Here is a 20,594-nt window from a genome sequence, read left to right as displayed (position 1 = left end):
ACCATGCAATCGTTGCTTCAGCTGACCGACACCCAGATCAGTACCTGGGTGGCGTCGTTCATGTTGCCACTGTTTCGTGTTGCCTCGATGCTGATGGTCATGCCAGTGTTCGGCACCACCCTGGTGTCACGCCGCGTGCGGTTGTATTTCGCCGTGGCCATTACCGTGTGCATTGCCCCGGGGCTGCCGCCGATGCCGGAGGTCAGTCCGCTGGCGCTCAGTGGCTGGTTGCTGATTGCCGAGCAGATTCTGGTCGGCGCGGTGCTGGGGTTTTCCCTGCAACTGTTTTTCCAGGCGTTTGCCGTGGCCGGGCAGATTGTCGCGATCCAGATGGGTATGGGCTTCGCCTCGATGGTCGACCCGGCCAACGGCGTCTCGGTGGCGGTCATCGGCCAGTTCTTCACCATGCTGGTGACGTTGTTGTTCCTGTCGATGAACGGCCATCTGGTGGTCTTCGAAGTGCTCACCGAGAGCTTCACCACGCTGCCGGTCGGCGGCGGCTTGATGACGGCGCAGTACTGGGAGTTGGCCGGCAAACTCGGCTGGGTGCTCGGGGCGGCGTTGTTGCTGGTGTTGCCGGCGGTCACGGCGCTGCTGGTGGTCAACATTGCGTTCGGCGTGATGACCCGCGCCGCGCCGCAACTGAACATTTTCTCCATCGGCTTTCCGCTGACCCTGGTGCTCGGCCTGTTCATTGTCTGGGTCGGTCTGGCGGACATCCTCAATCAGTATCAACCGCTGGCCTCAGAAGCCCTGCAGTTGCTACGCGAACTGGCACGGGCGCGCTGAGGCATGGCTGAGAGCGAAAGCGGTCAGGACAAAACAGAAGACCCCACGGAGAAACGCAAAAAGGACTCCCGTGAGAAGGGTGAGATTGCCCGCTCCAAAGAGCTCAACACCCTGGCGGTGATGCTCGCCGGCGCTGGTGGCCTGCTGATCTTTGGCGGCATGCTGGCGCAGGAATTGATGGACCTGATGCGCCTCAATTTCAACCTTTCGCGGGAAGTGATCATGGACGAGAAATCCATGGGCACCTTCCTGCTGGTCTCGGGCAAGATCGCCCTGGTTGCGATCCAGCCGGTCATGATTACTTTGTTGCTGGCCGCATTGATCGGGCCGATCTCCCTCGGCGGCTGGCTGTTCGCCGCCGGCTCCATGGCGCCGAAATTCAGCCGGATGAATCCGGGTGCGGGCCTCAAGCGCATGTTCTCGATGAAGGCCGTGATCGAACTGGTCAAGGCGCTGGCCAAGTTCATCATCACGCTGTTCGTGGCACTGATGGTGTTGTCGGCCGATATCGATGACTTCCTGCGGATCGCCCATGAACCGCTTGAGCAGGCAATCATTCACAGCGTGACGCTGGTGGGCTGGAGTTCACTGTGGCTGGCCTGCGGGCTGATCATCATCGCGGCGGTCGACGTGCCGGTGCAGCTCTGGGAAAGCCACAAGAAACTGCTGATGACCAAGCAGGAAGTGCGCGACGAGCACAAGGATCAGGAAGGCCGGCCAGAGGTCAAACAGCGCATCCGCCAGACCCAGCGCGAGATGTCGCAGCGGCGGATGATGGCGGCGATTCCCGACGCCGACGTGGTCATCACCAACCCGACCCACTACGCCGTGGCGCTCAAGTACGATTCGGAGAAGGGTGGCGCGCCAGTGCTGCTGGCCAAGGGTAGCGATTTCCTCGCGCTGAAGATCCGCGAAATCGCCGTCGCCAACAACGTCATGCTCCTCGAATCGCCGGGGCTGGCACGCTCGATCTACTACTCCACCGAACTTGAGCAGGAAATCCCCGGCGGCCTGTACCTGGCTGTCGCCCAGGTGCTGGCCTACGTCTACCAGATCCGCCAGTACCGCGCCGGCAAGGGCAAGCGCCCGGATCCACTCAAGGACGATTTGCCGATCCCGCCGGATTTGCGCCGCGATTCCTGACGTTTGCCGTGATCAAAAAAACCGCCGCCCCGGTTTGACGAGGCGGCGGTTTTTTTATGCCCGACCCAATGATATTTCGGCGCCTGTCGCCGTCATTGTGGTGAGGGGATTCATCCCCGATGGGCTGCGCAGCGGCCCTAAAACCTGTCACTGCGATCTTTCAGGAATACCGCGAGCTCAGGATCTACGACTGCTGCGCAGCCGATCGGGGATGAATCCCCTCGCCACAGGTTCTTGCCTGCTTAGCCTGCCAACTCCAGATTATCCAGCGCCCGATTCACCGCCAGTTCGCCGAGCATGATCAATTGCGCGATGCCCAGCAGCGTCCTGCGCTGCGACGCCGGTATCAGGTGGGCGAAGTCATTGGCGATGGTTCTGGCTGAGGCGAGTGTCTCGCAGGCGTCGGCCAGCAGTTCTTCGTTTTTGAAGTCGGCGGTCACGGCGTACATCCTGCGGGTTCTGCGCGGCGATGGGGTGGATCCGGGCGCACAGAGGTAATGGTCGAGCGCGCGGTCGGCGGCATCGTGGAGCTTTTTCGAATCGAGGGATTCGTAGGGGGAGGTGGGGTCGGTTTCGGGCGGGTTGGGTGTTGGTTTGATCATGGTGAAGCTCCGTGGTTGATTTGGCCGCCACGGCTCATCGCTAAACAAGTAAAGGTGGCGGCTGTACGCAGGTTAGCGATCCGGGTCACAGAAACCCCGGGTAGACCCGAAGGTCTCCCGCGCACAGCCACCATGACGCCAAGTGCAGATAGACAAACCTGCAATTGAGACTGGGGATTGAGCGTCTGTAAGGTATCGGATCGCTAAACCCGATCGCTGATTCGTCAGCGACCGATCCACAATAGAACCCGCCCCCAAGGCGCACAAGCCGGCGGATTCTGGCGTAGCTGTAGGCAATGGCGCAAGGATATGTAGCCGCAAGGCGTGTCTGAAGGTGTCTTTTAAACACCGAAGTTTAAAGGGCAGCTGAGCGAGCAAATGTCACTGAGTGCCTGGTTTTTCGCTGAAAGGACCTCGCGGACGATTTGCTGACTGCGCCGGGTTAACGGCGTGATTCCAATATTTACCTTTCGTCTGGAAACATGTCGTACCTGTCAGGTTTTACAGGTGTGGAACAAGTGCATTTGCGGTTTGCTTGCTGGGTGGCGCTGCACATTCGATGCGCACACTTCTGTGACAACAGGGAGAAAGACAATGAAAGGCAAATTCGACAGCTATGACAAAACTACGGGTAAGATCACCATTGTGGCGGACGAAGAACCCAATAAGGCGGGCAGTCCAGTCGACTCTCTTCCCGAAAATTCCACTCTTTCCAAGTGGTTTACCAAGTACGAGTTTGAGGCTGAGTACGCCGAACTACGTAGTCTGGACTATGAAATTAAATCTACAAATGAGAAAAAGAAATACGAGCTTATCGTTCCTGAGGCGCATAGGGGCATTATTAACATCGCACCGGGTGCGAGCGTTGAGTTTGAACTTGTGAGCGAGGGGTCAATGGAAGTGAAAAGTATCAGTTACTAAGTAGTCTGGTGTTTTAAAAATCTTTCCGATTTCATCGAATCTGCGCCGCGATTCCTGAACCTACCGATAAAAAACGCCGCCCCGGTTTGACGAGGCGGCGGTTTTTTTATGTCTGACCCAATGATATTTCGGCGCCTGTCGCTGTCATTGTGGTGAGGGAGCTTGCTCCCGCTGGGCTGCGTAGCAGACCCAAAACCTGAGACTTCGATCTTTTAGAAATAGCGCGAATTCAGGGTTTACGACTGCTGCGCCGTCGAGCGGGAGCAAGCTCCCTCGCCACAGGTTCTTGCCTGCCTTCTTAGCCTGCCAACTCCAGATTATCCAGCGCCCGATTCACCGCCAGCTCCCCCAGCATGATCAATTGCGCGATGCCCAGCAGCGTTCTGCGCTGCGACGCGGGTATGAGGTGGGCGAAGTCATTGGCGATGGTTCTGGCTGAGGCGAGTGTTTCGCAGGCATCGGCCAACAGTTCTTCGTTTTTGAAGTCGGCGGTCACGGCGTAGATCAAGTGGGTTTTACGTTGAATGTGCGTGGCACCGGGCGGGCAGAGGTAGTGTTAGAGGACGCGGCCGGCTCTTCGTGGAGTTTTTTGAATCGAGGGAAATTGGTGCCTGCGTTGGGTGAGGCATTCTAAAAAAAAGCAGCTGTTAATGTTGCTGGAAATAAGCGCCCCAATTGAGGCGCTTATGGGGTTAATCAAACGTAAAGTTATCAAAAATTACTTGTTCTTCGCCTCCGTTATGAAATTCGATGTAATTGATGTTCGGTGCAGAAAAAATTAACTGTGAAATGCCTGTGCTGCTGATTAGTGATCTTTCGCCTATATATCCGTCTGGTCCATAGAATAGGATTTTTCCAAGGGCGGCTTGAACGTCAGTATAGTAAAAGCTTAATTTTTTGGCGGGGGCTTTTAGGGTTATCCTGAATCTGGTTACAGTGCTCTCGTTAATTAATACGTTCCCCTCTATCAGCCCTGAAGCGCTCCCTCTATTAAATTCGACGATTTTTAGTGACCCTGTTGAGCTTTGATTAATAATGCTTATCGCACCAGTATCTAAAGTTTTCAACGGTCCTATAAGTTGAGGGAGGACAGCATCAAAATTCTCATCTCTTTGGGTGCCTCTAAGGCTATAGATTCGTGGTGGGCAGATTGCCGCAGTGATCTGACAGGCTATTCCGTCAAGATTTACTTTCACGATGATCGTCAGCTTCGTTCCGTTCTTCAGTTCTTTTAACCACTCAATCGGAGCCGCCAGGGACAATCCATCCGGCGAATCATTGGGCTCTCCCGACCTGACGTCGTTGGTTATCGGATCGCCGTTCTTGTCAAAGCCTGTACAGGTTACCCAGATCGGCTGTCCTGGTGCGAACAATGGCCATCTTTCCGCGAGAATCCGCGAATCTGTAGTGAGGTCTTGAATGTTCAATTCCGTACTTGTGTTGCCTGCGATGTTCGGTGTTGGTAAGCGTGGATCTTCATCGGTTATCTTCATTACGTTCAGGGGCAGAATGGGTGATTTGCCAGCTTGGCTGTCATTGCGATTCAAACTCCAACGAAGGCCCATCACCTTGCCTTGCCGCGCCGCAAGAAACGCCGGGCTCAACACCGTGTTCACCCGTTTGTTGCTGTTGAATTCGACCAACGGGAACGGCGGCCAACCCGGCGGTGGATTGACCTCCTCCAGGCTTGCCCGGTCGCCGCTCAATGCTTCAAGAAATTCAATGCGTACCGTCACTCCTTCCGGGTAGGCCAGGACATAAATCGGATCGATGGCCGGTGCTACAAGAAACGGTGGCGGCAGCTCCGTCAGCGCCGTGCCGATGCGCAATGTCAATTCCCGGGATTGCCCCAGCGGCACGCTGCCGCGATGAATACTGTAATCCGCGACCACCGTGCCGTTGAGGTTGGCGGTCACGTATTTTTTATCCACGGTGATGCGTACCGGCCGGCCGGCGGTGGCGGGGATCAGGTCGACATGATCATTGATGCTGCCGCCGCTGGCGGAGCCGCGCCAACGGTAGTTCACGCGATCCTTGTCCTGGGTGCCGAGGTACGGCACCACCAGCGTGGCGCCAGTGGGTGGCACGTTGTCCGGGTCGAGCACGTCGTTGGCATCTGCGCCCTCGACTTCCGGCCGGTCGAACGTCGGCAAGGCCACACCGACCTGCATCATGAACGGCAGCGAATCGCGGACGCTCAACAGCCCCGTTTCGCTGTTGGTGACGATGTAATAGACCTTGACGTTCAGGCCGTTGAAGCGCTGGATTTCGGCATTGCTCACGCTGCGCAGGACGGGATGATTGTCCGCCACGTTGCCGACCGGACGGGGATCTTCGTAAAAAACGGTGTCGTTGCCGGGCGTCCGGGCCCACCAGATCAGGTTGATCAGGTCACTGCTGTTGCGACCGGAATACCAGGGAATGTTGACGGTTGCCCAAGGGGTCTCCGGTGGCAACGTCCCGCCCGGTGCTTCGTCGACGGTAGGGGCGACCAACTGACTGATGTCGCCAATTACCGTGACACTGAGATTTTTCGAAGGGCGGTCGCTTTCACCGTTGCGACGGCGCACATAGCCGACCGAGGCTGCGCCTTTGGCGATGGCTTTGACGGCGGCGTTGGGGATGGTGAAATCGAGCTGGAAGGGCACGTACAACACCTCTTTTTCCAGCGGCCCAACGATGATTTGCGACCCTTGCGCCGGGGTACCGATCCAGGTCAGGAGCACCTTGTCGCCCACCGCAAAATCATCCTTGGTGATATACACGCGGGCGTTCACATCGTCATCCCCGAGCTGATCGAGGTCGATGCTGACGGTTGGAGTGCCGTTGACCAGCACCTGCGGTTCGTCCAGCCGATTGCCGCCGAGGTCCACCAACAGGTGATGTGTCGCCGACCACGGCGCACGCTCGTCCGGGTAATTGCCGCAGCGATCAATGACCTGATAAGCCACCGCCACGCGCGCTCCGTCTCCGGCCGCCTCGATAACGGCGCGACTGAAAACGACGTCGATCGGGTTGCCGATCGGGTCCTGGGCCTGCTGGGGCGTAACGACATGTACCAGTTGCTGGCTGCCCCAGCGGGCGAGAATGCGGTCGTATCGGGTGAGGTTGCGGTAGGGCACGATGTGCATCGTCACCCCGCCGGGCGGCAGGGTCTCATCGACCTCGTCATGGGAGAGGGAGAACTTGAGATCGGAATGGCCGTCATCGCCCGGAATGTCATCGTACTCGCCGGGCCGCGTGAGTTTGACCAGCAAGGTCTGGATGGGGGCCGAGTCCTCCGGGGTCTGGTTCTTGCGCGTGATCCGGTAGAAAACTGGCGTGGCATCCCCCTCAAACACGTGGGCCCTGGCAATGGTGAAAGCTACATCCTTGTTGAGCTCGGCGTTGTTCTCGATGTGCTTGCTCCAAACCGCTGCACTGTCATTGCCCCAAAACACTTCGGCATAATCGCCAATGGACATGGTCAGCCAAGGGGGGATGATGCCTTGCAGATCGCCTTCCACGGCTCTGATGGGAAGGCCTGCGTAATAGTGTTCGGCGGGGTTGAGGGTGACTTGGGCCGGAAAATACAGAGGTCTGAGGGCTTGAGGGGTTTGCTGGCTGGACATCTGGCGAACTCCGGTCGGGGGCTGGGTGACGGAGTTATTGAGCGCGCGTTGGAGGAATTGGGCACCTGTCAGATCTGACAGGTGCCGGCGGGTTTCCGACAAGTGGTCATGTGGGCTGAGGGAAAGAGGCGACAAACCGCAGCCGGGTTAAATGAGGTGGCGGTTTTTTTATGCCTGGAGACATGTATCGGCTGTGAGGCCGCCTTCGCGAGCAAGCTCGCTCCCACAGGGGTTGGGGTCGATCACAAACCTGTGCCTACACGCCGAACCTGTGGGAGCGGGCTTGCCCGCGAAGACGTCAGCAGCCGCAACGCCTCATTCAAGGCTTGTCACCGAACCGTGTTACTGCGGCAACTCCAGATTATTCATCACCCGATTCACCGCCAGTTCGCCGAGCATGATCAGTTGCGCAATGCCCAATAGCGTCCTGCGCTGCGACGCCGGTATCAGGTGGGCGAAGTCATTGGCGATGGTTCTGGCTGAGGCGAGTGTTTCGCAGGCATCGGCCAGCAGTTCTTCGTTTTTGAAGTCGGCGGTTACCGCGAACCCGCCCCCAAGGCGCACAAGCCGGCGGATTCTGGCGTAGCTGTAGGCAATGGCGCAAGGAGGTGTAGCCCACAATGCGTGTCTGGAGGTGTCTTTTAAACGCCAGCGTTTAAAGGTGCTGCTCATGATTCTGTGGTGTCGCAGATGGCCTCTTCGCGAGCAAGGCCGCTCCCACAGGGGGGCTGTGTGATACCCCCAATCTGTGTTCATTGCGACGCGATTCCTGATAAATCAAAAGACTGCGACCTTCCGCCTGTCTGAAAAAGGCCTCTACCTGTTAGTTCTGACAGTGGACACAAAGGGCATTCAGCTATCCCATGTTCCTTGGCAGGTTTCCCGGGCAAGTCGCCTTCTGACCTGTCTTAACATTCGCCAAGGAGAAGGTCATGCCAGAGAACTACAGAAAGCTTGAAGGAATGAGGTTCGAGTTCGTTTCCGGGGCGGTGGCGAAAGAGTCTGATCATATCGCTTGCACGTTCACTTTTAAGGCGATGTTGGACTTCACGCATTTCGTGCACATGAGCAATGCGTATGTGCCGGGCTATCTCGATTCGTATATCAATGCGATCAAGCCAAGGTTGGACGGGGTAGCCCACCATAGTCTCTACAACCGATTCAATAGTGCCGCTGGCAACATTGGCACCGTTGAAGAGTTGGTCAGGGTTTTCTCTTCGCCCAATAACTACTCCGATACATGGGGGAGCAATGGCACTGCCCTGCAGATGCGTTATCACAAACCACAATTTCACATGGTTGATGATCAGTTACAGGTCACGGGTGGGCAGGACTTTCGATGGGAGGTCGAGGGGGAGATCGAGCCGCAGGATGTGCCGGACATTTACTTTGTCTGGGCACTGATTGTGTTGAAGGCATACCCCGAAGATCCTTTTCATCAGCCTGAGGAAATCGTGACCTTAGGCTATTCTGAGGAGGCGTTTGTCGACGTGGGAGGGAGTCCGATCCGTAAGGGTACGCGCTACCTGGTGGGCCGCGATTTGCGTCTTGGTGCGATTAATCCAGCGCAAATTTTGACTGCCGGATATCCGTGAGTGCGCGGTTTTTTCTGATTTTTGTTCACCTGCGCTAAGGGTGATAGTCGTCCTGCGTCTGTTTCGCGGTCGGCTCCATGGCGCCCAGCTTCTTTCAAGACACTTCCCCTGGAGCAAACCTCAATTTCAATCCCCGGCAAAAGTTGGAAGGCTTCTTGCAGTAGCCGCCGTGCGCCCGCTTCGGGCGTCAAAAGTTTGCTTTAAAGGAACGGGGAAAACCGGTGGATCGCTCTCAGTTATTCAACACTGCTCGCTCGAATGTTGCCGACCTCAGTCGAGGCAATCTGGGCGTGCCGTTGTTGCTGCTGGTCATGCTGGCCATGATGATGCTGCCGGTGCCGCCGTTCCTGCTGGACGTGTTCTTCACCTTCAACATCGCCTTGTCGATTGTCGTCCTGCTGGTCTGCGTGTACGCGTTGCGGCCGCTGGATTTCGCGGTGTTCCCGACGATTCTGCTGGTGGCGACGCTGCTGCGGCTGGCGTTGAACGTGGCCTCGACGCGGGTGGTGATGCTCCACGGTCAGGACGGCCACGCCGCCGCCGGCAAGGTGATCCAGGCCTTCGGTGAAGTAGTGATCGGCGGTAACTACGTGGTCGGTATCGTGGTCTTCGCGATCCTGATGATCATCAACTTCGTCGTGGTGACCAAGGGTGCCGGGCGGATTTCCGAGGTGAGCGCGCGCTTCACCCTCGACGCAATGCCTGGCAAACAAATGGCGATCGACGCCGACCTCAACGCCGGTCTGATCGACCAGAACCAGGCCAAGGCGCGCCGTCAGGAAGTCGCGCAAGAGGCTGAGTTCTACGGTTCGATGGACGGTGCCAGCAAGTTCGTGCGGGGTGACGCCATTGCCGGCTTGCTGATCCTGTTCATCAACCTCATCGGTGGCATGGCGGTCGGTATCTTCCAGCACAACATGAACTTCGCCGACGCCGGCAAGGTGTACGCCTTGCTGACCATCGGTGACGGTTTGGTGGCGCAATTGCCATCACTGTTGTTATCGACAGCGGCAGCGATCATGGTGACCCGTGCTTCCGGTTCGGAAGACATGGGCAAGCAAATCAACCGGCAGATGTTCGCTTCGCCCAAAGCACTGGCAGTGGCGGCTGGTCTGATGGCGGTCATGGGTCTGGTTCCGGGCATGCCGCATTTCTCGTTTCTGAGCATGGCTGCGCTGGCCGCCGGTGGCGCCTACTTGTTCTGGAAAAAACAGAACGTCGCCAAGGTGCAGGCGCTGCAGGAAGTTCAGCGTCAGCAGGAACTGCTGCCGTCGCCGGCCCGCGCCATGGAGACCAAGGAGCTGGGCTGGGATGACGTGACGCCGATCGACATGATCGGCCTGGAAGTCGGCTATCGCCTGATCCCGCTGGTCGATCGCAATCAGGGCGGGCAGTTGCTGGCGCGGATCAAGGGCGTGCGCAAGAAGCTCTCGCAGGACCTGGGCTTCCTGATGCCGACCGTGCACATCCGTGACAACCTCGATCTGGCGCCGAGCGCCTATCGCCTGACCCTGATGGGCGTGATCCTGGCTGAAGCCGAGATCTACCCGGACCGCGAACTGGCGATCAACCCGGGGCAGGTCTACGGCACGCTCAACGGCATTACCGCCAAAGATCCGGCTTTCGGCCTGGAGGCAGTGTGGATCGAAGTCAGCCAGCGCGCGCAGGCGCAATCGCTCGGGTACACCGTGGTCGACGCCAGTACCGTGGTCGCGACGCACTTGAACCAGATTCTGTACAAACACTCCAGTGAGCTGATCGGCCACGAAGAAGTGCAGCAACTCATGCAATTGCTGGCCAAAAGCTCGCCGAAACTGGCTGAAGAGCTGGTGCCGGGTGTGGTGTCGCTGTCGCAATTGCTCAAGGTGCTGCAGGCATTGCTGGCCGAACACGTGCCGGTACGCGACATCCGCAGCATTGCCGAAGCCATCGCCAACAACGCCGCCAAGAGTCAAGATACCGCCGCTTTGGTGGCCGCCGTACGCGTCGGCGTATCCCGCGCCATCGTCCAAAGCATTGTAGGCACTGACTCCGAGCTGCCTGTGATCACCTTGGAACCAAGGTTGGAACAAATATTGCTCAATAGTCTGCAGAAGGCAGGACAAGGCTCGGAAGAGGGCGTTCTGCTGGAGCCAAGCATGGCCGAGAAGCTGCAGCGTTCGCTCATCGAAGCGGCGCAGCGCCAGGAAATGCAAGGTCAACCGGTGATCCTGTTGGTAGCAGGCCCGATCCGCGCGATGCTCTCGCGTTTCGGTCGCCTCGCCGTCCCGGGGCTGCACGTGCTGGCCTACCAGGAAATTCCGGACAACAAGCAAGTGACCATCGTTGCGACAGTAGGGCCCAACGGCTGAGGTAGTGGTTTATGCAAGTTAAGCGTTTTTTCGCCGCCGATATGCGTCAGGCCATGAAGCTGGTTCGTGATGAGCTGGGCGCTGATGCCGCCATCATTGGCAACCGCCGCATTGCCGGCGGCGTCGAGCTGACGGCGGCGCTGGATTACAAATTGTCGGCGCTGGCGCCACGGGTTCCGAACATGGAACTCGAGGACGAACTGCGCAAGACCCAGTCGCGCATCGTCACTGCTAAGGCCGAACTGAGCCTGCGTGGCGAAGCCGATGGCAATAGCAATCGCCAGATCTTTGCCGGGCTGCCGTTGACGGCCGGCCTGCCACTGACCGCTGCCGAACCGTTGAGCGAACCGACCTACGCCGCCCCGGCGCGCCCGGCGCCGGCACCTGCAGCGGCATCGGCGGGTGTCGATCCGCGTGCGCTGGATTCGATGCGTTTCGAATTGAACAGTCTGCGTGAGCTGATGGAAGTGCAGCTCGGCACCCTGGCCTGGAACCAGTTGCAAGGTAGTCGTCCGGCGCAAGCCAATCTGTATCGCCGCCTGCAGCGCATCGGTCTGTCCGGGCCGTTGTCGCGCGACCTGCTGGCGATGATCACCGACATCGAAGAACCACGTCAGGCCTGGCGCATGTTGCTCGCGCACCTGGCGCGGATGATTGCCGTACCGGAAGTCGAGCCGCTGGAAGAGGGTGGAGTGATTGCCATGGTCGGCCCGGCCGGCATGGGCAAGACCACCACCCTGGCCAAACTCGCTGCGCGCTACGTGCTCAAGTACGGCGCGCAGAATGTGGCGCTGGTCAGCATGGACAGCTTCCGCATCGGTGCGCAGGAACAACTCAAGACCCTGGGGCGGATTCTCAACGTGCCGGTGACCCACGTCGATCCGGGCCAGTCGTTGGTGCAGGCGCTGGATCCATTGCTGCGCAAGCGCGTGGTGCTGATCGATACCGCCGGCCTGCAGGCCAGCGATCCGGCGCTGCGCATGCAGCTGGAAAGTCTGGCCGGGCGTGGCATCCGTTCAAAAAATTATCTGGTGCTGGCAACCACCAGCCAGAAACAGGTTCTAACCGCCGCTTATCACAGTTACAAGCGTTGCGGGCTTGCCGGCTGCATCCTGACTAAACTGGATGAGACGGCCAGCCTTGGCGAAGTGTTGAGCCTGGCGATCAGTCATGAACTGCCGGTCGCGTACCTGACCGATGGACCACGGATTCCGGATGATCTGCATCTGCCGCGCCGTCATCAGCTGGTCAGCCGCGCCGTCAGCGTGCAAATGCAGGAAGAACCCAGCGAAGAAGCCATGGCTGACATGTTCGCTGATATCTACCACAGCCCGACCAAGCAGGTTGGCTGAGGTAATGAACAGTTTTTGTACCTACATCGATGGTCTGCCATGCATTGTTCCGGTTGTGAACGCGCAGCCAGTAATGTGGCCTCCGTCTATGCAAGACAAGGTAAAGAAATAACATGGGCAGCATGCATCCCGTACAGGTGATCGCGGTGACCGGCGGCAAAGGTGGCGTCGGCAAGACTAACGTGTCAGTGAACTTGTCTCTGGCGCTGGCAGAGCTTGGCCGTCGGGTCATGCTGCTGGACGCTGACCTGGGGCTGGCGAACGTCGACGTTCTGCTGGGACTGACCCCCAAACGCACGCTGGCCGATGTGATCGAAGGCCGCTGCGAGCTGCGCGACGTGCTGTTGCAGGGCCCCGGCGGGATCCGCATCGTACCGGCCGCTTCCGGCACCCAAAGCATGGTGCACCTGAGCCCGGCGCAACATGCCGGTCTGATTCAGGCCTTCAGCGACATCGGCGACAATCTCGATGTACTGGTGATCGACACCGCTGCGGGCATTGGTGACTCGGTAGTCAGTTTCGTGCGCGCGGCGCAGGAAGTGTTGCTGGTGGTCTGCGACGAGCCGACCTCGATCACCGACGCCTACGCGCTGATCAAACTGCTCAACCGCGACTACGGCATGAACCGCTTCCGCGTCCTCGCCAACATGGCGCAGAGCCCGCAGGAAGGGCGCAATCTGTTCGCCAAGTTGACCAAGGTCACGGATCGCTTTCTCGACGTCGCCTTACAATACGTCGGCGCGGTGCCGTACGACGAAAGCGTGCGCAAGGCAGTGCAGAAGCAGCGAGCGGTCTATGAAGCCTTTCCGCGTTCCAAGTGCGCGCTGGCGTTCAAGGCGATCGCACAGAAGGTCGATACCTGGCCGCTGCCTGCCAACCCGCGTGGGCACCTTGAGTTTTTCGTCGAGCGCCTCGTGCAGCAAACGGCAGGGCCTGTGTTATGACCGCCAGCGGTATGAACTACTACAAGAAATCGGCACGTGACGCGCAGTACGAGTTGATCGAGCGTTACGCGCCACTGGTCAAGCGCATTGCCTATCACCTGCTGGCGCGCTTGCCGGCGAGTGTGCAGGTCGAAGACCTGATTCAGGCCGGGATGATCGGCCTGCTCGAAGTCTCGACCAAATATGACGCCAGCAAAGGCGCCAGTTTCGAAACGTACGCGGGCATTCGGATCCGCGGCGCGATGCTCGATGAAGTGCGCAAGGGGGATTGGGCACCACGCTCGGTTCACCGCAACACCCGTATGGTCAGCGACGCAATTCGCTCAATTGAAGCTAAAACCGGCCGTGATGCTAAAGATCACGAGGTTGCGGCCGAACTCCAATTGAGTCTCGATGATTACTACGGGATTTTGAATGACACGCTGGGCAGCCGGCTGTTCAGTTTCGACGACCTGCTGCAGGACGGCGAACACGAAGGGCTGCACGAGGATGGCGCCAGTGCTCATCTTGAGCCGTCACGCGATCTGGAAGATGAACGCTTCCAGGCTGCGCTGGCGGACGCGATTGCCAATTTGCCGGAGCGTGAGCGACTGGTGTTGGCGCTGTACTACGACGAAGAACTGAACCTCAAGGAAATCGGTGAAGTCCTTGGCGTCAGTGAATCGCGGGTCAGCCAGTTACACAGCCAGTGCGCGGCCCGCTTGCGGGGGCGTTTGGGGGAGTGGCGAGCGCGCTGAAGGCAGTGTGGGGACACTGCGAACGAGGCTGGTGCGGTGATGAACGGCACCGGTCTTGCTCTGTTGTGCTCCAGACAGTCATCGAGTGCTTTGCCGGATTGATTGAAATGGCGCGTCCAGGTGCTGGGCGCGTTTAAGACTGCTTGGAGGTCGAATTGGACAAGAACATGAAAATCCTCATCGTTGATGACTTCTCAACGATGCGGCGGATCATCAAGAACCTGCTGCGTGATCTGGGGTTCACCAACACCGTCGAGGCCGACGATGGCACCACTGCCATTCCGGTGCTCAACAGCGGAAGCATCGACTTTCTGGTAACGGACTGGAACATGCCGGGCATGACCGGTATCGACCTGCTGCGCCACGTGCGTGCCGATGAAAAACTCAAGCACCTGCCCGTGCTGATGGTGACTGCCGAAGCCAAGCGCGAGCAGATCATCGAAGCGGCCCAGGCCGGCGTGAACGGCTACGTGGTCAAACCTTTCACGGCTCAGGCGCTGAAAGAAAAAATCGAGAAGATTTTCGAACGCATCGGCTGATGAACGCGCGGGGGAGCTATGGAGCATAACGAATCTTCACAGGGCGATTTCGAATCGACCCTGAAAAAACACGCGGTCGAACTGGTCGAGAGCCTTGAAAAAGGCAGGTTCGGCGACGCTGTGCAACTGATCCATGAGCTCAATCAGACCCGTGACCGTGGCCTGTATCAGGAAGTGGGCAAGCTCACACGCGAACTGCACAGTGCGATCGTCAACTTCCAGATTGATCCGCACATGCCGCAGGCCGAGGAAGTGTCGCAAATCACCGACGCCACCGAACGCCTGGGCTATGTGGTCAAGCTGACCGAAGCCGCGGCCAACCGCACCATGGATCTGGTGGAAAGCGCGACCCCGGTGGTCAATGGCCTGGCTGAAGAAGCCCAGGCCCTGAGCACCGATTGGGGCCGCTTCATGCGTCGTGAAGTCGGGGCTGAAGAGTTCCGCGAGCTGGCGCGCCGGGTCGACGGTTTTCTGTCACGCAGCAGCACGGACAACCGTGCGGTGTCGAGCAACCTGAACGACATCCTGCTGGCTCAGGATTACCAGGACCTCACCGGTCAGGTGATCAAGCGTGTGACCCAACTGGTCACCGAAGTCGAAAGCAATTTGCTCAAACTCGTCCTCATGGCCAGTCAGGTTGACCGCTTTGCGGGCATCGAACACGACCGTGCCGCGATGCTTGCAGAAAAAGATCCACAAAAACATCTCTCGCAGGGTGAAGGTCCGCAGATTCATGCCGATAAACGAGAAGACGTTGTGTCCGGTCAGGACGATGTGGACGATTTGTTATCCAGCCTCGGATTCTAGAGTTTTGGAATTTTAGGTTTTTTGGGTTTTTAGACCTGTAGGAGCACCCCATTAATGAGCTTCGGCGCCGATGAAGAGATCCTTCAGGATTTCCTGGTTGAGGCCGGCGAGATTCTTGAGCAACTGTCCGAGCAACTGGTCGAGCTGGAAAGCCGCCCGGATGACGCAGATCTGCTCAACGCAATTTTTCGCGGTTTCCACACTGTAAAAGGGGGCGCCGGCTTCCTTCAGCTCAACGAGCTGGTGGAGTGCTGTCACATCGCCGAAAACGTGTTCGACATCCTGCGCAAGGGTGAGCGTCGCGTTGATGCAGAACTGATGGACGTGGTGCTTGAAGCACTGGACGCGGTGAACAGCATGTTCAGCGAAGTCCGTGAACGTGCACCGATCACGGCCGCCACTCCGGAACTGCTGGCCGCGCTGGCGCGTCTGGCCGAGCCGCAATCGGCGGACGAAGCTCCGGCTTCGCCGGTGGCCGAGATGATCGAAGAGCTGGTCGTCGAAGGCGATTCGAGCGATTCGGGCGACATCACCGATAACGAATTTGAACAGCTGCTGGATTCGCTGAACGCCGTCAAGGCTGAAGCCGAAGCCCCGGCCGCTGCTGCGCCTGCGCCGGCTGCCGATGCGGCCGCCAGCGATGAAATCACCGACGCCGAATTCGAGTCGTTGCTCGATCAGTTGCACGGCAAAGGCCAGTTCGCGCCAGACGCCGTGGCACCGACCGCGGCTGCTCCGACGGCACCGGCTGCCGGTGACAGTTCGGACATCACCGACGACGAATTCGAAGCACTGCTCGATCAATTGCACGGCAAGGGCAACTTCGCCGTTGAAGCGCTGGAATCGGCAATTGCCTCGGCACCGGCTGCGCCTGCCGCACCGGCGGCCGCGGCTGCCGGCAGTGATCTGATCAGCGATCACGAATTCGAATCGTTGCTCGACGAGTTGCACGGCAAAGGCAAGTTCACCGACGTTGGCGCCGCTGCTGCAGGCACCGCGTCGACCGTGGCTGCGCCAGTTGCCAAGGCCGCCGCTCCGGCTGCTGCGCCGAAAGCGGCGCCCAAGCCTGAACCGAAAGCCGAAACGCCGAAACCGGCTGCCGCTGCTGCGCCAGCGCCGGCCCGTGCTCCCGCTGCACCGCCGCCGGAAAAACCGGCGAGCGAAGCCGAGACCACCGTGCGGGTCGATACCGCGCGTCTCGACGAAATCATGAACATGGTCGGCGAACTGGTGCTGGTGCGTAACCGCCTGGTGCGCCTGGGTCTCAACAGCGGCGACGAAGCCATGTCCAAGGCCGTGTCGAACCTCGACGTGGTCACGGCGGACTTGCAGACCGCGGTGATGAAGACCCGGATGCAGCCGATCAAGAAGGTCTTCGGGCGCTTCCCGCGTCTGGTTCGTGACCTGGCGCGTCAGCTCAAGAAAGAGATCAACCTGGAACTGGTGGGTGAAGAAACCGACCTCGACAAAAACCTTGTCGAGGCCCTGGCCGACCCGCTGGTCCACTTGGTGCGCAACGCGGTCGACCACGGCATCGAGTCGCCGGAAGAACGCGAAGCTTCGGGCAAGGCCCGTGGCGGTCGCGTGGTACTGGCGGCCGAGCAGGAAGGCGACCACATCCTGTTGTCGATCTCCGACGACGGCAAGGGCATGGACCCGAACGTCCTGCGTTCGATCGCGGTAAAGCGCGGTGTGATGGACAAGGACGCGGCCGATCGCCTGAGCGATACCGAGTGCTACAACCTGATCTTCGCCCCGGGTTTCTCGACCAAGACCGAGATCTCCGACGTGTCTGGCCGTGGTGTCGGCATGGACGTGGTGAAGACCAAGATTTCCCAGCTCAACGGTTCGATCAACATCTACTCGACCAAGGGCCAGGGCTCGAAGATCGTCATCAAGGTGCCGCTGACCCTGGCGATCATGCCGACCCTGATGGTCATGCTCGGCAATCAGGCGTTTGCGTTCCCGCTGGTCAACGTCAACGAAATTTTCCACCTCGACCTGTCGACCACCAACGTGGTGGATGGCCAGGAAGTGGTGATCGTGCGGGACAAGGCGCTGCCATTGTTCTACCTCAAGCGCTGGCTGGTCAGCTCCGCCGCTCACGAAGAGCAGCGTGAAGGCCATGTGGTGATCCTGTCGGTGGGCACCCAGCGGATCGGCTTCGTCGTCGATCAACTGGTCGGCCAGGAAGAAGTGGTCATCAAGCCATTGGGCAAAATGCTGCAGGGCACTCCGGGCATGTCCGGCGCCACCATCACCGGTGACGGCCGCATCGCGCTGATCCTCGATGTTCCAAGCATGCTCAAGCGTTACGCGACGAAGCGTATTTGAATCCGGGGCGGCGGGGCGACAACGTCCCGCTGCACCTAATGGAGTGTTTATGGCAGTCAAAGTCCTGGTGGTGGACGATTCGGGTTTTTTCCGCCGCCGCGTCTCGGAAATTCTTTCAGCGGATCCGAGCATCCAGGTGGTCGGCACGGCCACCAACGGTAAAGAGGCGATCGATCAGGCCCTGGCCCTCAAGCCGGACGTGATCACCATGGACTACGAGATGCCGATGATGGATGGCATCACGGCAGTGCGGCACATCATGCAGCGTTGCCCGACCCCGGTGTTGATGTTCTCCTCGCTGACGCACGAAGGCGCCCGGGTGACCCTGGATGCGCTGGACGCTGGCGCGGTGGATTTCCTGCCGAAGAATTTCGAAGACATCTCGCGCAACCCCGAGAAGGTCAAGCAACTGCTGTGCGAGAAGGTCCACAGCATCTCGCGCAGTAACCGTCGTTTCAGTGCCTACAGTGCGCCGGCTCCGGCCGCTGCACCGACGCCTGCACCCGCCCCGGCGGCTTCGAGTTTCAGCAGCCACAGCACTGCTGCTCCGACGCGTCCGGCGCCGGCTCCAGCACCTGCTCGCGCGCCAGCCGCCAGCGCGTCGTCGCCGGCTCCGAAACGCAAAGCCTACAAACTGGTCGCCATCGGCACCTCGACCGGCGGCCCGGTTGCCCTGCAACGGGTGCTGACCCAATTGCCGGCAAACTTCCCGGCGCCGATCGTGCTGATCCAGCACATGCCGGCGGCGTTCACCAAGGCGTTTGCCGAGCGTCTGGACAAGCTGTGCCGCATCAGCGTCAAGGAAGCCGAGGATGGCGACATCCTGCGTCCAGGCCTGGCGCTGCTGGCCCCGGGTGGCAAGCAGATGATGATCGACGGCCGTGGCGCGGTGAAAATCCTGCCGGGCGACGAGCGTCTGAATTACAAGCCCTGCGTGGACATCACCTTCGGTTCGGCGGCCAAGTCCTACGGCGACAAAGTTCTGGCGGTGGTCCTCACCGGCATGGGCGCCGACGGCCGTGAAGGCGCGCGTCTGCTCAAGCAGGGCGGCAGCTCGGTATGGGCCCAGGACGAAGCAAGCTGCGTGATCTACGGCATGCCGATGGCCATCGTCAAAGCCGATCTGGCTGACGCGGTCTACGGCCTGGACGACATCGGCAAGCACATTGTCGAGGCGTGTATCTGATGGATGTTTTAAGCCTTATCGGGATTATCCTGGCGTTCGTCGCCATCATTGGCGGCAACTTCCTTGAGGGCGGTCACCTCGGCGCGCTGGCCAACGGCCCGGCGGCGCTGATCGTCCTCGGTGGCACCATCGGTGCAGCGCTGTTGCAATCGCCGATGAGCGCCTTCAAGCGCGCCATGCAGATCCTCGCCTGGATCCTGTTTCCGCCACGGGTGGATCTGGCTGGCGGCATCGACCGCGTGGTCAACTGGAGCCTCACTGCGCGCAAGGAAGGCCTGCTCGGCCTGGAAGGCGTCGCCGATGCCGAGCCGGACAACTACTCGCGCAAAGGCCTGCAACTGCTGGTCGACGGCGCCGAGCCGGAAGCGATCCGCAGCATCCTCGAAGTGGATTTCTACACCCAGGAAGCCCGCGACATCGAAGCGGCCAAAGTCTTCGAAAGCATGGGCGGCTACGCGCCGACCATCGGCATCATCGGTGCGGTGATGGGCCTGATCCATGTGATGGGCAACCTCGCTGATCCGACGCAATTGGGCAGCGGCATTGCCGTGGCATTCGTCGCGACCATCTACGGCGTGGCCAGTGCCAACCTGGTGTTGCTGCCGGTGGCGGCCAAGCTCAAGTCAATCGCGTTGCGGCAGTCGCGTTATCGCGAAATGTTGTTGGAAGGTATTTTGTCGATCGCCGAAGGTGAAAACCCTCGCTCTATCGAGCTGAAGCTTCAGGGCTTCATGGATTGATGGGGGTAATGGACTATGGCTCGCCGCAGGCATCAGGAAGAACACGTTAATCACGAGCGCTGGCTCGTGTCCTACGCGGATTTCATCACGCTGCTGTTCGCGTTCTTTGTGGTGATGTACTCGATCTCGTCGATCAACGAAGGCAAGTACAAAGTCATTTCCGAAGCGTTGATCGGGGTTTTCACCGACTCCGATCGCTCGCTCAAGCCGATTCCGATTGGTGAAGAACGACCGAAAACCGTCACCCCGGCCAAGCCGCTGGTCAAGGACAGCGAGCAGGTCGATGCGGGTATCGCCGGGGCCAGCGATCCGCTGAAAAGCATCGCCGATGACATCAGTGCCGCGTTCGGCGACCTGATTGCTTCCAACCAGATGACTGTGCGCGGCAATGAGTTGTGGGTCGAGATCGAACTCAACTCCAGCCTGTTGTTCGGCAGTGGCGACGCGATGCCGAGCGACATCGCCTTCAACATCATCGACAAGGTCGCGGCGATCCTCAAACCGTTCGATAACCCGATCCACGTCGAAGGCTTCACCGACGATCAGCCGATCCGCACTGCGCAGTACCCGACCAACTGGGAGCTGTCCTCGGCGCGTTCGGCGAGCATCGTACGGATGCTGGCGATGCAGGGCGTGAACCCCGGGCGTCTGGCCTCGGTGGGTTACGGTGAGTTTCAGCCGGTGGCCAACAACGCCACCGCCGAAGGCCGGGCGAAAAACCGTCGTGTGGTGCTGGTGGTGTCGCGCAATCTCGATGTGCGCCGCAGTCTGACCGGCACCGGGACCGCCAATGCGCAACCGGACGCAGCATTGAAGCGTGCTGGCACACAAACTGCACCGACCCCGGTCAAGACGCCGGGACGCGAGAGTGCCGTCAATTCTCCGTCGCCCGCATTAATACGCTGAGCTATGTCTCGGTCGAGGATCTCGGCCGGGAGGAACG

The 20,594-nt window shown here is 59.5% G+C and carries 17 protein-coding genes and 1 pseudogene; 14 read left to right on the top strand and 4 right to left on the bottom strand.

Annotation, left to right across the window (positions count from 1 at the left end; genetic code table 11):
• The first annotated feature begins 3 nt into the window (after positions 1-3).
• Together fliR and flhB are read left to right on the top strand one after the other, a co-directional pair.
• A complete protein-coding gene (fliR, locus tag KVQ82_RS21745; RefSeq protein ID WP_041072973.1) occupies positions 4-789 on the top strand; it encodes a flagellar biosynthetic protein FliR in 786 nt (261 codons plus the stop codon).
• Positions 790-792: 3 nt separating this feature from the next.
• Positions 793-1,932 (top strand): flagellar biosynthesis protein FlhB, encoded by a 1,140-nt coding sequence (gene flhB, locus KVQ82_RS21740; protein WP_222015790.1) that lies wholly within the window; start codon positions 793-795, stop codon positions 1,930-1,932.
• Positions 1,933-2,174: 242 nt separating this feature from the next.
• On the opposite strand, the gene KVQ82_RS21735 is transcribed toward flhB, so the two are convergent.
• Positions 2,175-2,534, bottom strand: a complete 360-nt coding sequence (locus KVQ82_RS21735; protein WP_222015789.1) for a hypothetical protein — start codon at positions 2,532-2,534, stop codon at positions 2,175-2,177.
• Between the two features lie 594 nt (positions 2,535-3,128).
• Between KVQ82_RS21735 and KVQ82_RS21730 the strand changes: the two genes are divergently transcribed.
• Complete coding sequence (locus KVQ82_RS21730; protein ID WP_222015787.1) at positions 3,129-3,455, top strand: hypothetical protein; 327 nt, start codon at positions 3,129-3,131, stop codon at positions 3,453-3,455.
• Positions 3,456-3,753: 298 nt separating this feature from the next.
• On the opposite strand, the pseudogene KVQ82_RS21725 reads toward KVQ82_RS21730, so the two are convergent.
• The 3 genes and pseudogenes from KVQ82_RS21725 to KVQ82_RS21715 all read right to left on the bottom strand — a co-directional run bounded on the left by KVQ82_RS21725 (position 3,754) and on the right by KVQ82_RS21715 (position 7,738).
• Positions 3,754-4,084: pseudogene (locus KVQ82_RS21725) on the bottom strand (hypothetical protein).
• A gap of 63 nt (positions 4,085-4,147) precedes the next feature.
• The gene (locus KVQ82_RS21720) at positions 4,148-7,066 is read right to left on the bottom strand and encodes a hypothetical protein (RefSeq protein WP_222015784.1); all 2,919 of its coding nucleotides are present in this window, start codon (positions 7,064-7,066) and stop codon (positions 4,148-4,150) included.
• A gap of 342 nt (positions 7,067-7,408) precedes the next feature.
• The gene (locus KVQ82_RS21715; protein ID WP_260687703.1) at positions 7,409-7,738 is read right to left on the bottom strand and encodes a hypothetical protein; all 330 of its coding nucleotides are present in this window, start codon (positions 7,736-7,738) and stop codon (positions 7,409-7,411) included.
• Between the two features lie 260 nt (positions 7,739-7,998).
• Here KVQ82_RS21715 and KVQ82_RS21710 point away from each other — a divergent pair, with 260 nt between their 5' ends.
• From KVQ82_RS21710 to motD, 11 genes are all read left to right on the top strand, one after another.
• A complete protein-coding gene (locus tag KVQ82_RS21710) occupies positions 7,999-8,661 on the top strand; it encodes a hypothetical protein (RefSeq protein ID WP_108182054.1) in 663 nt (220 codons plus the stop codon).
• Positions 8,662-8,882: 221 nt separating this feature from the next.
• Entirely contained in the window at positions 8,883-11,012 is a 2,130-nt protein-coding gene (flhA, locus tag KVQ82_RS21705; RefSeq protein ID WP_041072957.1) for a flagellar biosynthesis protein FlhA, read from the top strand.
• Positions 11,013-11,023: 11 nt separating this feature from the next.
• Entirely contained in the window at positions 11,024-12,364 is a 1,341-nt protein-coding gene (flhF, locus tag KVQ82_RS21700; protein ID WP_222015783.1) for a flagellar biosynthesis protein FlhF, read from the top strand.
• A gap of 113 nt (positions 12,365-12,477) precedes the next feature.
• Positions 12,478-13,308 (top strand): flagellar synthesis regulator FleN, encoded by an 831-nt coding sequence (gene fleN, locus KVQ82_RS21695; protein WP_003222917.1) that lies wholly within the window; start codon positions 12,478-12,480, stop codon positions 13,306-13,308.
• Positions 13,305-14,045, top strand: a complete 741-nt coding sequence (gene fliA / locus KVQ82_RS21690; RefSeq protein WP_007920004.1) for an RNA polymerase sigma factor FliA — start codon at positions 13,305-13,307, stop codon at positions 14,043-14,045. Before fleN ends, fliA begins: the two co-directional genes overlap by 4 nt.
• A gap of 167 nt (positions 14,046-14,212) precedes the next feature.
• On the top strand, positions 14,213-14,584 hold the full coding sequence (locus KVQ82_RS21685; protein ID WP_003183998.1) for a chemotaxis response regulator CheY: 372 nt from the start codon (positions 14,213-14,215) through the stop codon (positions 14,582-14,584).
• 18 nt (positions 14,585-14,602) lie between these two features.
• Positions 14,603-15,391, top strand: a complete 789-nt coding sequence (locus tag KVQ82_RS21680) for a protein phosphatase CheZ (protein WP_027613919.1) — start codon at positions 14,603-14,605, stop codon at positions 15,389-15,391.
• 54 nt (positions 15,392-15,445) lie between these two features.
• A complete protein-coding gene (locus tag KVQ82_RS21675) occupies positions 15,446-17,725 on the top strand; it encodes a chemotaxis protein CheA (protein ID WP_222015780.1) in 2,280 nt (759 codons plus the stop codon).
• Between the two features lie 49 nt (positions 17,726-17,774).
• Positions 17,775-18,911, top strand: coding sequence for a chemotaxis response regulator protein-glutamate methylesterase (locus tag KVQ82_RS21670; protein WP_041072948.1), 1,137 nt, complete (start codon positions 17,775-17,777; stop codon positions 18,909-18,911).
• Complete coding sequence (locus KVQ82_RS21665) at positions 18,911-19,651, top strand: flagellar motor protein (RefSeq protein ID WP_007967839.1); 741 nt, start codon at positions 18,911-18,913, stop codon at positions 19,649-19,651. Before KVQ82_RS21670 ends, KVQ82_RS21665 begins: the two co-directional genes overlap by 1 nt.
• A 15-nt stretch (positions 19,652-19,666) precedes the next feature.
• Positions 19,667-20,557 carry a flagellar motor protein MotD gene (gene motD, locus KVQ82_RS21660; RefSeq protein WP_003222931.1) on the top strand — a complete coding sequence of 297 codons (891 nt, stop codon included), beginning with the start codon at positions 19,667-19,669 and terminating at the stop codon, positions 20,555-20,557.
• Positions 20,558-20,594: the final 37 nt, after the last annotated feature.

Origin of the sequence: Pseudomonas sp. AO-1, from assembly GCF_019775695.1 — a bacterium.
GTDB lineage: Bacteria > Pseudomonadota > Gammaproteobacteria > Pseudomonadales > Pseudomonadaceae > Aquipseudomonas > Aquipseudomonas parakoreensis.
The sequence above is the reverse complement of the archived record's forward strand: the minus strand, read 5'-3'. Positions and strand labels throughout refer to the sequence as shown.